This window comes from Saccharopolyspora gloriosae (assembly GCF_014203325.1).
Classification (GTDB): domain Bacteria; phylum Actinomycetota; class Actinomycetes; order Mycobacteriales; family Pseudonocardiaceae; genus Saccharopolyspora_C; species Saccharopolyspora_C gloriosae.
On record NZ_JACHIV010000001.1, the window covers coordinates 6,585,699 to 6,598,486 of the forward strand.

General features: G+C 70.3%; 10 protein-coding genes. 6 read left to right on the plus strand and 4 right to left on the minus strand.

Features of this window, described 5'->3' with window-relative positions:
- Positions 1-79 precede the first annotated feature (79 nt).
- Together BJ969_RS28610 and BJ969_RS28615 are read left to right on the plus strand one after the other, a co-directional pair.
- Positions 80-2,356 (plus strand): bactofilin family protein, encoded by a 2,277-nt coding sequence (locus tag BJ969_RS28610; RefSeq protein WP_184484172.1) that lies wholly within the window; start codon positions 80-82, stop codon positions 2,354-2,356.
- Positions 2,357-3,028: 672 nt separating this feature from the next.
- Entirely contained in the window at positions 3,029-3,901 is an 873-nt protein-coding gene (locus BJ969_RS28615; RefSeq protein WP_184484174.1) for an SGNH/GDSL hydrolase family protein, read from the plus strand.
- Positions 3,902-4,044: 143 nt separating this feature from the next.
- Here BJ969_RS28615 and BJ969_RS28620 read toward each other — a convergent pair whose 3' ends face one another.
- Positions 4,045-5,259: an ROK family transcriptional regulator gene (locus BJ969_RS28620; protein ID WP_184484176.1), complete on the minus strand. Its 1,215-nt coding sequence runs from the start codon at positions 5,257-5,259 to the stop codon at positions 4,045-4,047.
- Positions 5,260-5,450: 191 nt separating this feature from the next.
- On the opposite strand from BJ969_RS28620, the gene BJ969_RS28625 reads away from it, so the two are divergent.
- From BJ969_RS28625 to BJ969_RS28635, 3 genes are read left to right on the plus strand one after another with little or no spacing between them, the layout of a single operon-like run.
- Complete coding sequence (locus BJ969_RS28625; RefSeq protein WP_184484178.1) at positions 5,451-6,770, plus strand: extracellular solute-binding protein; 1,320 nt, start codon at positions 5,451-5,453, stop codon at positions 6,768-6,770.
- A complete protein-coding gene (locus tag BJ969_RS28630) occupies positions 6,770-7,675 on the plus strand; it encodes a carbohydrate ABC transporter permease (RefSeq protein WP_184484180.1) in 906 nt (301 codons plus the stop codon). Before BJ969_RS28625 ends, BJ969_RS28630 begins: the two co-directional genes overlap by 1 nt.
- A complete protein-coding gene (locus tag BJ969_RS28635; protein ID WP_184484182.1) occupies positions 7,672-8,490 on the plus strand; it encodes a carbohydrate ABC transporter permease in 819 nt (272 codons plus the stop codon). The genes BJ969_RS28630 and BJ969_RS28635 overlap by 4 nt, the downstream gene beginning before the upstream one ends.
- Positions 8,491-8,635: 145 nt before the next feature.
- On the opposite strand, the gene BJ969_RS28640 is transcribed toward BJ969_RS28635, so the two are convergent.
- The gene (locus tag BJ969_RS28640) at positions 8,636-8,800 is read right to left on the minus strand and encodes a hypothetical protein (protein ID WP_184484184.1); all 165 of its coding nucleotides are present in this window, start codon (positions 8,798-8,800) and stop codon (positions 8,636-8,638) included.
- Between the two features lie 146 nt (positions 8,801-8,946).
- Between BJ969_RS28640 and BJ969_RS28645 the strand changes: the two genes are divergently transcribed.
- Positions 8,947-9,669, plus strand: a complete 723-nt coding sequence (locus tag BJ969_RS28645) for a tyrosine-protein phosphatase (RefSeq protein WP_184484186.1) — start codon at positions 8,947-8,949, stop codon at positions 9,667-9,669.
- A 69-nt stretch (positions 9,670-9,738) separates the two neighbouring features.
- Here BJ969_RS28645 and BJ969_RS28650 read toward each other — a convergent pair whose 3' ends face one another.
- Together BJ969_RS28650 and BJ969_RS28655 are read right to left on the minus strand one after the other, a co-directional pair.
- The gene (locus BJ969_RS28650) at positions 9,739-11,559 is read right to left on the minus strand and encodes a phosphoenolpyruvate carboxykinase (GTP) (RefSeq protein WP_184484188.1); all 1,821 of its coding nucleotides are present in this window, start codon (positions 11,557-11,559) and stop codon (positions 9,739-9,741) included.
- A 417-nt stretch (positions 11,560-11,976) separates the two neighbouring features.
- A complete protein-coding gene (locus BJ969_RS28655; protein WP_184484190.1) occupies positions 11,977-12,693 on the minus strand; it encodes a DUF6802 family protein in 717 nt (238 codons plus the stop codon).
- Positions 12,694-12,788 lie beyond the last annotated feature (95 nt).

Consider the following 12,788-nt stretch of genomic DNA (forward strand, 5'->3'; position numbering starts at 1 on the left):
TTCACGCGTCTGAGCTGTCGGTGGTAGTTGATCTACTACGCTGCGTGGAGTTCGCCGGATCGATGTCGGGGGCAGGATCGTGCCGAACAGGCCGTGGGACAACATCGGGGCGCCGACCGCCGCCGAGCAGCGACTCGACGATCTGCTCGGCCAGGGCAGAGCGTGGGGACGCCGCCCGGAAGGGCCGGTCGTCCCGCTCGACGTGCACGCTGACATGTTCGACCCGGACCGGGAGATCCGCGGCGAGTACCTGACGCGCAAGCTCGTCGAATCACCCGACGAGCAGGGCTGGCGCGCGTTCTGGCGCCGCGGCGGGCAGCAGCCCGTGGTGCGCATCGAGGACGCCGTCATCACCGGCCGGCTGGACCTGCGGGCGGCGGAACTGCCGTACCTGCTGGAATTCGTGCGCTGCCGCTTCGACATGCGGCCCGACCTGCGCCAGGCCACGCTCGCCGGGCTGGTGCTGTGGAACTGCCGCTTCCCCGGGCTCAACGGGCGGAACCTGCGCACCAGCCACGACACGGTGCTGCGCAACTGCACGAGCGTCGGCGGCATCGTCGACCTCGCCGACGCCCAGCTCGGCGGTTCGCTGCTGCTCAACGATTCCGAGCTGCGCAACCCCGGCGGGCGCGCGATCTACGCGGACCGCCTGGAGATCGCCGGGGCGATGCTCGGCCTGCGCCTGAAGGTCTCCGGCGAGGTGCGGATCCCCGGGGTGAAGATCGGCGGCAACCTCAACTTCTCCGGCGGAGCGCTGCGCAACCGGGGCCGCACGGCGCTCAACGCCAACGGGATCCAGATCGGCGGCAGCCTCCGCGGCGACGTCGACCCGATCAGCGGCGGCCCGTTCAGCGTCGCCGGGCTGCTGTACCTGCCGAGCGCGCACATCGAAGGCGACCTGCGGCTGCGCGACGCGGTGCTGGAACCGGGCGTGAGCCCGCCGAAGCGGGGCGAATCCCAGCACGACGACCCGATCAGCACGCTGCTGCTGGACCGCGGCGAAGTGCGCGGCGACGTGCAGCTCGACCAGGGATTCCGCAGCGGCGGCACGATCCGCCTGGTCAGCAGCAAGATCGGCGGCGACCTGCGAATGGCGGGCGCGCAGATCGACCTCAGCTGGTCGCGTTCCCCGTCGGCCTCCGTGGAGAAGCCGATGCGCGCCCTGCACCTCGACGGCACCGAGATCCTCGGCAACCTGGAAGCCGCGAACACGGTGCTGCACGGGCAGATGCGCATGGTGGACGTCAACGTGCACGGCAGCTTCCAGCTCACCCGGGCCCGCCTGATCGGACCGCGCACGGACACGTTGCAGGCCAACCGGATCCAGGTCGGCAGCAACTTCGACTGCCGCGAAGCCGACATCTCCGGGACGTTGCAGCTGCAGGGCGCGGACATCGGCGCCAACGTGGACCTGCGCTCCGCGCAGCTGCTCAAACCCGCGTGGCACCGCCACCGCAGCGCCTACAAGTCCTCGCTGGACCTGCGGGCGGCGAACATCGGCCGCGACCTCGTGTGCGCCGAAGGGATCCGCCCGTTCCGCGCGGAAGGCGAAGTGCAGCTGCGGCGCGCGGTCATCGGGCGGGCGGCCAACTTCTGGGGATGCGTGCTCGGCGACGGCAGCTCCACGAACGCGTTCAACGCGTTCGGGCTGGTCGCCCAAGAACTGACGCTGCTGCCCGCGGAACCGCCGCAGGGACGGGTCGTGCTGCGGCAGGCGCAGTGCGAACTCCTCGCGGACAACGCCAAGACCTGGGACGCCGTCGGCGGCGTCGACGTCGAGGACTTCACCTACTACAACCTCAGCCGACCCATCGAACCCACCGACGCGGCCCGGGTGCGGGAACGGCTCGCGTGGCTGCGCACCACCTCCGGGCGCTACCAGCCGGGGCCTTACGACCAGCTCGCGACCGTGTTCCGCAACAGCGGCAACGAAGAGCACGCCGTGACGGTGCTGATCGAGAAGCAACGCCGCCGCTACCAGGCGCTGGCCGGGGCCTCACCGCTGCTGCTGCGCCCGCCGGTGCGGCTGTGGAGCCTGCTGCAGCGCAGCACCGTGGCCTACGGGTACCGGCCGCTGCGGGCGCTGCTGTGGCTGCTGGCGTTCGCCGCGGGCGGCTCCGCGTGGTTCAGCGCGCACGAGCTGCAACCCATCAACGAAGAGGACCACCCGGTCTGGAACCCGTTCCTGTACACCGTGGACCAGCTGGTGCCGATCATCAACCTCGGCCACGACGTGATGTGGCGGGCCGACGGGCACTCGCAGTGGATCACCGTGGTGCTCATCGCGGTGGGCTGGGTCCTGGCCACAACAGTCGCAGCAGGCATTACTCGTGCTCTTCGTCGTGAGGAGCGGTGAGCCGGTCGTTCTGCTTTGGTGGTCGGGTGGCGGAACCTCAGTGCCTTCCTCGCTGCGGGATCTTTTTCCCTAGTGGCTCCGCCACGAGGGAAAAAGCCGTCCTCGCGAGGAAGGCGCTGAGAACCCGCGGGTGAGGACTTCTCGACGTGGGCTATGTGCTTCGCACATACAGGCACGGCTCCGCCGCAAGGCGGACTTCGCTTCGCTCGTCCAAAGCACGGCTTCACCGCGAAGCACGGCCCTCGGCCGCAACGCAGGCGTGGCTTCGCCCGCCCAAGGCACGGCTTCGCGCGCGCAAGGCACGGCTTCGCCGTGAGGCACGGTCTTCGGCCGTTGGGCAGGCGTGCCTTGCCGCCCACTGCTCGGATTGATGCCAGGCACGTCGTTCACTGTGCGGATTTGTTGCTGGGTGGGGCTTTTTTGGGGTGGCGGGGTCGGATTCGGGGTGGGGCGGGCCTTGGTCGCTTCTGGGGTGGTTGGGCTGAATGGCCGTCACTCGAAGTGTTGATGTCGGGGGATTGTGCGCGGATGGCGGAGGGGGAATTGCGCCGCGTGTGCTAAATCAAGGTGGCCTGATCGCGAAATTCGGAGGTCACCGTGGAGATCCGCTCTGCCCGTTCCGGCCGTCGGCGGTCCCCGAGCCCTGGTGAATCCTCTGTGGACGGTCACCGGATGTTCGTGCGGCGGTGGGGCGTGGTGTGCGCGGTGGTCGTCGCGTGCGGCGCGGCGCCGGTGGTCGCCGACGCCGCGGAGCCGCTGGACTACGTCGCGCTCGGCGACTCCGCCGCGGCCGGGCCGCTGATCCCCGGCCCGGACCCGAACCTCGCCTGCCTGCGCTCGACGCGGAACTACCCGCGCGTCACCGCCGACGCGCTCGGCGCCCGGCTCACCGACGCGACCTGCTCCGGCGCGGAGATCGAGGACTTCACCGGGCGCCAGCACGGTTTCCTGCCACCGCAGTTCGACGCGCTAAGCGCCGCCACCGACCTGGTCACCGTCACCATCGGCGGCAACGACGTCGACCTGGTGGGCGCCGCGGTGAGCTGCCTCAACGCCTTCCCCGAACCGTTCGGCAAGTCCTGCGCCGACGAGTTCACCCAGGACGGCCGCGACGAGCTGTCGAGCAGGATCGCCGGCATCGAAGGCGATCTCGACGCGGCGCTCACCGGCATCACCGACCGGGCGCCGAACGCGAAGGTGGTCGTGGCGGGCTACGGCACCTACATCCGCCCCGGCGGCTGCTACCCGAAGGAACCGATCTGGGCGCGCGACGCGGACTACGTCCAGTCCAGCGTGGACGAGCTCAGCGACCTGCTCCGGGACCGCGCGGCGGCGCACGGCGCGGAGTTCGTCGACATCGGCGCGGTCAGCGAAGGCCACGACGTGTGCGCCGCGCCGCAGGACAAGTACCTCGAAGGCGTGCTGCCGACCTCGGTGGCCGCACCGCTGCACCCCAACGCCCGCGGCATGGCGGCCTTCGGCCGCGCCATCGCCGAATCCGTGCGCGAGGGTGCGGCCCGCACGCCCGCCGACGACGCGGCCTGACCCCGCGTCGCGACGGCACCTGACCCGCCCCGGTGCCCAGGGCGGCGTCAGGGTGAGCGGCCCGTTCGTCCCGTGATGGCGGACGGGCCGCTCGCGTCGCACCACCGGCGCCGGGAGATTTCGGGAATCCCGCCCGGGTCCGCTCAGCCGCCGAGCAGGTTCGCCAACCGCGGCGAGTAGGCGTGGTCCAGCACCAGCGAAGCCGCCCCCACCGCCCCGGCGTCCTCGCCGATCAACGCCGAATGCACCTCGACGGGACGCACCCCCGCCGCCCACACCTGGGCGTGCAGCACCTTGCGCACCCGCTCCCGGATGATCTCGCCCGCGTGCCGCAGCGCCGGACCGCCCAACACCACGCGGTCCACGTCGAGCACGCTGACCACCGTCGCCAGCGTCTGCCCGAGCCTGCTCGCCGCCTGCCGCAGCAGCCGCGCCGCGGCGGTGTCGCCCTGGGCGGCGTCCCGGCAGATCCGCTGGTACACGTCGGACACGGCCGCGTCCGCGCCGTCCCCGCCCGCGGCGGCCCACTCCCCGACGACGGCCCGCATCGAGCAGTACGCCTCCAGGCAGCCCCGCTTGCCGCAGGCGCACTCCTTGCCGGTGCCGGTGGGCAGGTGCCCGACCTCGCCCGCGTTGTTGCTGATCCCCCGGTACACCTGATCGCCGAGCACCACGCCGACGCCCACCCCGGAACCGAGGTAGACGTAGACGAACGAGCCCGCGCGCTCCACCCCGCCGGCCCAGCGCTCCCCGATGGCCGCGGCCGTCGCGTCGTTGTCCATCACCACCGGCAGGCCGGCCCGCTCCTGCACCAGGTCGGCGAGCGGAACCTCCGTCCAGCCGGGCAGGTTCGGCGGGCTGAACACCCGCCGGTGGGTGTCGTCCAGCGGCCCCGGTACGGCCAGCCCGACGCCGAGCACCCGCCCGTCGCCCGCTTCGGAACGCCGCACCAGGTGGTGGACGGTGCGGGTGAGCGCGCCGACGACGGCCTCCGGGGAGGCGCCCTCGGCGACCCGCCGGGTGCTGCGCAACCGCACCCGCCCGTCGAGGTCCAGCAGCACGCCGGTGATGCGCTCCGGGTCCAGGTGCAGCCCCACCGATTGGTAGGCGTCCGGGACGACGCGCAGCATCACCCGGCGCTTCCCGCCGGTGGAGGGCGCGTGCCCGTCCTCGGTGACGAGGCCGTCGGCCATCAGCGCCCGCACGATGTTCGACATGGTCTGCGCGGTGAGCCCGGTTCTGCGGGCCAGTTCGACGCGGCTGACGCCGCCGTTCGCGCGGATCGCGTCGAGCACGACGGCGCGGTTGAACCCACCCACCCTGGGGAGGTTGGTGCCCTGCCAGAACTCCTGCTTCATGCGGGGGCTCCCCGAGGCGCTCGTGTCGTTGACTTGCTTCATCGAATGGAATTACGGTGCAGTGTGATCCTGATCTCACAGTGGGCGCAAGCGCCGAGTGGGTCAGGGGATCGCGCAGCTCCTCGAAGATCGGCCGGCCCCGCCGGGGCGGCCGCGACGGTTCCGAGATGAGTTCCTCACCGGGAGGATCGATGCGTCGCTGGCGATTACCCGTGGTCCTGACCGCCGCGCTGCTGGCCGTGACGGGCTGCGGCGGCGGAGTGGCCGATGATCCGAACACGATCAACGTGACGTACCACCGCTACGGCAATTCGACTTACGTCGACACCTTGATGCAGCGGGTGAAGCAGCAGTACGAGCAGGCGCATCCGGGCAAGCGGGTCGCGCTCGACCCGGTGGTGGCGCCCGAAGGCGAGTACCTGTCGAAGCTGCAGCTGCGGATGCGCTCCCCATCGACCGCGCCGGACGTGCTCTACGAGGACAGCTTCACCATCAACTCCGACGTGGCGGCCGGCTACCTCGCCCCGCTGGACGAGCGGCTGGCGGACTGGCCGGACTGGGACCGGTTCATCGACACCACCAAGCAGGCCGGGCTCGCCACCGACGGCCGCACCTACGGGGTGCCGCTGGACACCGACACCCGCGGGATCTGGTTCAACCGCGACCTGTTCACCCGCGCCGGGCTGCCCGCCGACTGGAAGCCGCGCGACTGGGACGCGGTGCTGGACGCCGCGCGCCAGGTCGAGCGGCGGTTCCCGGACGTGATCGGCCTGGACCTGCCGCTGGGCAAGGCGGAAGGCGAAGCGGTGAGCATGCAGACCGTCGAAATGCTGCTCTACGGCACCGAAACGGGGACCCTGCACGACGGCAAGTGGATCGCGCCGAACCGCGGCTTCACCGAGGCGCTGGAGTTCGTGTCCACCGCCGTCGAAGAAGGACTCACGCAGAGCAAGGCGCAGATCGCCGACGCCCAGTACGACAAGAAGCTGCGCGACGACCTCACCAGGCAGGGCAAGGTCGCGATGCGGCTCGACGGCAGCTTCGCCGCCGGGCAGTGGGAGGCGTCGGGCTGGCAGGACTGGCCCTCGACGATGTCGGCGGCACCGATGCCCGCGCGGAACGGCGGGGGCACCGTGTCGATGTCCGGCGGGTGGACGCTGGCGTTGAGCGCGTCGGGCACGAAGCAGGACGACGCGTTCGAGTTCGTGAAGCTGGCGCTGAACCGGGACAACATCACCGAGTACGCGCTGTCCTCCGGAAACCTGCCCTCGCGGGAGGACTCGGCGGCCGACCCGCGGATCACCGCCGCGAACCCGCTGGCCGGGTTCTGGTTGGGACTGCTGGACGACACCCACTACCGGCCCACGCTGCCGGAATACCCGAAGGTCTCCGAGGAGATCCAGCAGTCCGTGCTGGACGTGGTCGGCGGCGCCGACCCGGCGGAGGTGTCCGAGCGGTGGGCGCAGCAGGTGCGGCGCATCGTCGAACCGGCCAACACCCGGGGCGGCTGATGACGACCGCCGCGGTGGCCCGGCCGGCGGCGCGCAGGCGCGGCGCAGCGGTGTCGCGCTGGTTGCTGCCGATGGCGCCCGCGGTGCTGCTGCTCGGATTGTTCGTGGCGGGCCCGATCCTGTGGAGCGGTTACGTCTCGTTCACCAACGCGGCGCTGACCGGCGCGGCGGCGACGGATCCGGAGTTCGTGGGGCTGGAGAACTTCCGCCGCCTGTTCGCCGACCCGGCGCTGTGGCATTCGGCGTGGGTCACGGTGGTGTTCACGGTCGGCTCGGCGGTGATCGGGCAGAACGGGCTGGGGCTGCTGATCGCGGTGCTCACCCGGCACCGCAACCGCCTGCTGCGCAACACCGTCGGCATCGCGGTGGTGTCCGCGTGGGTGCTGCCGGAGCTGGTGGCGGCGTTCGCGCTCTACGCGTTCCTCAACCCGGAGGGCACGTTGAACGCGCTGCTCGGCGCGGTGGGCCTCAACGAGCAGGACTGGCTCTACAGCGCACCGCTGCTGGCGGTGATCTTGGGCAACGTGTGGCGCGGCACCGCTTTCTCGATGCTGGTGTACCAGGCGGCGCTGTCCGAAGTGCCCACGGAGCTGGCGGAGGCCGCCGAGGTCGACGGCGCGGGCGCGCTGCGCCGGTTCTGGCACGTCACGCTGCCGATCATCCGCCGTTCGGTGCTCACGAACCTGATGCTGGTGACCTTGCAGACGCTGGGGGTGTTCACCTTGATCTACGTGCTCACCGCGGGCGGGCCGGGCGACGCGACGCAGACCCTGCCGCTGCTGATGTACGACGAGGCGTTCGAGCTGGACGAGATCGGGTACGGCGCCACGATCTCGCTGGTGCTGCTGGCTGTCGGTGCGCTGTTCGCCGTGGTCTACGCCCGGACGCTGCGGGAGGAGGTATGAGCCGCCGGTCGTCGTCGCGCCTGGTCGGCGCGCTGCTGGGCGTGATCGCGCTGCTGTTCGCGGCGCCGCTGCTGTGGTTGCTCACGGCGTCGTTCGACGCGGAGGCGCCGCTGGCCGCGGCGGTGCCGGGCCGGTTCACGCTGGACAACTTCGAGCAGGTGCTCAGCTGGGAGACGAGCCTCCGTCCATTGTGGAACGGTCTGCTGCTCTCCGGCGGCGCGGCGGTGGTGTCGGTGGTGGCCGCGGTGCTGTGCGCCTACCCGCTGTCGCGCTACCGGCTCCGGTTCCGGCGGCCGTTCCTCTACACCGTGCTGTTCGCGACCGGACTGCCCATCACGGCCGTGATGGTGCCGGTCTACAGCATGTTCGTGCGGCTCGACCTGGTCGATTCGATGCTCGGCACGACGTTGTTCCTGGCCGCGACCTCGCTGCCGGTGGCGATCTGGATGACGAAGAACTTCATGGACGGCGTGCCGATCAGCTTGGAGGAGGCGGCCTGGGTGGACGGCGCCTCGGCGCTGCAGGCGCTGCGCTCGGTGGTGCTGCCGCTGATCGTGCCCGGGGTGAGCGTGGTCGGGATCTTCACGTTCATCAATGCCTGGGGCAACTTCTTCGTGCCGTTCGTGCTGCTGCTGGACCCGGCGAAGCAACCGGCCTCGGTGGGGGTGTTCGCGTTCTTCGGCCAGGGCGGCCTGATCGCCTACGGGCAGCTCGCGGCGTATTCGATCCTCTACACGGCACCGGTGATCGCGCTGTACCTGATGGTGTCGCGGTCGCTCGGTGGCGCTTTCACGCTCACCGGTGCGATCAAATGATCCGGCGCGATTCGCGGACCTTGTTATCCGAGGACCTGTTGTCCGAGGACGGAGTGCGGGTGCGGAATGGAACGAGCGGCGAGGGAATGATCTCCACTCGCCGCTCGTTCTCCCGCTGACCCCAGGTTCCCCGGAGCGTCGTCCATCACGCGTTTTCCTTTTCGTTCGCCGCTACCGGGAGATCGTTCTGATCTTCCGCGCGGGGGGCGGGAATCGTCACCGTTCCTTCTTCGTCGTCGTGTCGGTCGGGTGCGAGCAGAACCAACACGATCGCGATCAACGCCAGCAACAACAGCGCCGCACCTGCCATGACACACCTCCTCTCTCGTGATCTCTACTTCCGTAAGACGCACAGAGTGCCAGTCCGGTTCCATTCCGTCGCCGAATTTTCGGGGACCGGCGGGGAACGCACGAACGGCCGCCAACCGCGGCCCGCCGCTGGACGTCCGGGGGAACATGACCGCGAATCGAAACCTGTTCTGGGACGGCGCCTTCAACACCCGCGACCTCGGCGGCACGACCACCGCGGACGGGCGGGTGATCAGGCGTGGCGCGCTGGTGCGCTCGGCGACGCCGGAGTACCTGACCGAGACCGGCTGGGCGCAGCTGCGCGACCACGGCATCCGCACCGTCATCGACCTCACCGGCGGCGAGGACGGGCATCCGGACCTCGCGCCCCGCCCACCGGAGCTCACCACGACGACCATCCGGATGGACCCGACGGAGGACACCGAGTTCTGGGCCTACTGGGGCCGGGGCCTGCACGGCACGCCGCTGTACTTCCGCCCGTTCCTGGACCGGCATCCGCAGCGCGCCGTCGAGGTCGTGCGGGCCTTCGCTCGCGCGCCCGAAGGAGGCGTGCTGGTGCACTGCCACGCCGGCCGGGACCGCACCGGCATCGCCGTGCTGCTGTTGCTGCTCATCGCGGGGGTGGGCCAGGCGGAGATCCTCGCCGACCACCTGCGCAGCCACGAAGGGCTGCGCCCGCTGTGGGCGAAGCTCGGCACCGACGACCAGGAACCGATCATCGAGTGGGCGCTGGCCGAGATGGGCGGCTCCACCGGGGAAGCGCTGCGGGCCGCCACCGAGCTCGACGTCGACGCCTACCTGCTCGGCGCGGGCCTCGCCCCGGAGGACCTCACCGCGGCCCGGAACCGGCTGCTGGAACCCCCGGCCTGAGCCCGCGCACGAAGAAGGGCCGCCCGCGGAAGATCTCCGCGGGCGGCCCTAGCTCGGTGCGGTGGTGCGTCAGGCGGCGCCGAGGCGCTGCTTGAGCGCGTCGAACTCGTCCCGGATGGAGCTGGGCAGGTCGTCACCGATGGTGGCGAACCACTCCTCGATCAGCGGGATCTCGGCCTTCCACTCGTCGACGTCCACGTTCAGCGCGATGTCGACGTCCTCGCGGGAGGTGTCCAGCCCGGACAGGTCGATCTGGTCGGCAGAGGGAACCCGGCCGATGGGGGTGTCCTCGGCGGCGGCGGTGCCCTCGATGCGCTCGACGACCCACTTGAGCACGCGGGAGTTCTCCCCGAAGCCCGGCCACACGATCTTCTTGCCGGACTCGTCGCGGCGGAACCAGTTCACGTAGAAGATCCGGGGCAGCTTCGACGCGTCCGCCGACTTGCCCATGTTCACCCAGTGCTGGAAGTAGTCGCCGACGTTGTAGCCGATGAACGGCAGCATCGCCATCGGGTCGCGGCGCACCACGCCGACCTGGCCGGTGGCGGCGGCGGTGGTCTCCGAGGACATCGTGGTGCCCATGAAGACGCCGTGCTGCCAGTCGAAGGACTCGTTGACCAGCGGAACCGTCGTCTTGCGGCGACCGCCGAACAGGATCGCCGAGATCGGCACGCCCTGCGGGTCGTCCCACTCGTCGGCCAGGATCGGGCACTGCGACATCGGCGTGCAGTAGCGCGAGTTCGGGTGCGCGGCCTTCTCGTCGGAGTCCGGCGTCCAGTCCCGCTGCTTCCAGTCGGTCAGGTGCGCGGGCGCGTCGCCCATGCCCTCCCACCAGATGTCCTTGTCATCGGTGAGGGCCACGTTGGTGAACAGCGTGTTGCCCTGCTCGATGGTGCGCATCGCGTTCGGGTTGGTGTTCTCGTCGGTGCCGGGGGCGACGCCGAAGAAACCGGCCTCCGGGTTCACCGCGTACAGCCGGCCGTCCTCGCCGAAGCGCATCCAGGCGATGTCGTCGCCGAGGGTCTCGGCCTTCCAGCCCGGGATGGTCGGCTGCAGCATCGCGAGGTTCGTCTTGCCGCACGACGACGGGAACGCGGCGGCCACGTAGTGGACCTTGTTCTCCGGCGAGGTGAGCTTGAGGATCAGCATGTGCTCGGCGAGCCAGCCCTCGTCGCGGCCCATGGCGGAGGCGATGCGCAGCGAGTAGCACTTCTTGCCCAGCAGCGCGTTGCCGCCGTAGCCGGAGCCGAAGCTCCAGATCATCCGCTCCTCGGGGAAGTGGGTGATGTACTTCGTGTCGTTGCAGGGCCACGGGACGTCCTGCTGACCCGGCTCCAGCGGGGCGCCCACGGAGTGCAGCGCCGGTACGAACTCGCCGTCCTCGCCGAGCTTGTCCAGGACCTTCGACCCCATCCGGGTCATGATGTGCATCGACGTGACCACGTAGGCGCTGTCGGTGATCTCGACGCCCAGCTTCGGCTGCTCGGCCTCCAGCGGGCCCATGCAGAACGGGATGACGTACATGGTGCGACCGCGCATCGAGCCCCGGTAGAGCTCGGTCATGATCGCTTTCATCTCGTCGGGCTGTTTCCAGTTGTTCGTCACGCCCGCGTCCTTGCGCTCCTGGGAGCAGATGAAGGTCCGCTCCTCGACGCGCGCGACGTCGGTCGGGTCGGAAGCCGCCCAGAACGAGTTCGGCTTCTTCTCCAGCCGGGTGAAGGTGCCCGCTTCGACCAGCTCGTCGGTCAGCCGTGTCCATTCCTGCTGGGAGCCGTCACACCACACGACCCGGTCGGGGGTGGTCAGCTCGGCGACCTCGCGCACCCACGACAGCAGGCGTGCGTGCTGGGTCGGTGCCTGGTCGAGACCGGGGATGGTCAAGGCGGTCATCGCTTCGCGTCTCCTGACTGGGCGCCACAGCCCGGAATCCTGTCCGACGGCGGTGCCGTCGGCGTGTTCAGAGAATGCTCCGCCCCACCCGCAGAACGGGCGGAATGGAAAGGGATGCACCGAGGCTAACGGTGCCGGGCGCTCGCCATGGAGATCAGCTGTGTCGGTTCTCTCACAGGAACGATAAGGGGATCGATTCAGTACCGAGCCGGTGCAGAGGTCTAGACGAAAATTCGGCCGCTGTTGAGCCTGGATGACCAAGGATTTCCGGCGAAGCGGACAGTGCCGCGAACGAGAGGTGACGCGTCGGCGTCCGTCGAATGGCCGCTCGCCTTCCGGAGAGGGTCACCGGAAGGGGTTCGCGGAGCACGCGGAGGCGCCCGAAACGCACCGGAACGGGCGAATTCGGGCGGGAGATCAGCTCCAGGCGGCGTCCGAATCGGAGCACACGTCCTGCGGGGCCTGAGCGCCCAGCGGACGCGGGTCCTGCTGCGGCGGCTCCGGGGCGTCGAACGTCCAGGTCGCGTCGTCGGTCGCGCCCGCGACCGGGTGCGGAGCCGGGGTGTACTGCCCCTGCTGGTCGAGGCGCCCCTGCTCGACGACCGTCCACTGACCGGCGCCGGTGTGGTGGGTGATGGTGACCTCGCCGGTGTTGCCGATCTCCACCAGCTGGTCCGCCGAGCCGTCGCCGTCCACGTCGGTGACCAGCATCGTTCCCGTCTCGGTGGTGACCACGGCGGTGTCCGCGCGGCCGTCGTTGTCGGTGTCCTCGGTGGCGGGGCCGACCTGCTGCTCGCCGCCGGGGGTGTCGATCACCATCGACGCGCCGCCCTGCTCGCGCGGGTCGTCGTCGACGGGGTGCTGCTGCGGCTGCTCGGCGACCCAGTCGCCGCTGGCCGCGTCGTAGCGGGCCTGGCCGACGACGGCGCCTTCGGCGTCGACCGTCTGCATGATGTCGGCGCGCCCGTCGGCGTCCTCGTCGACGTAGGCGACGTAGCCGTCGTCGGTCATGATCGTGACCGCGTCGTCCACGCCGTCGCCGTCGAGGTCGTAGTTCGCCTCGGCGGTGTACTCCGCGCCCTCGACGGTGACCTTGATGTCGCCGTCGCCCGCGCCGGTCTCCTCGATGTACATGTGTCGACCCCACTTCCAGCGGCTCAGCGTTACGACGCAGCGTAGGGCCGCGCGGTTCCCCTCCGGTACCTACTCGGGTGAACCCGGGAATCAGC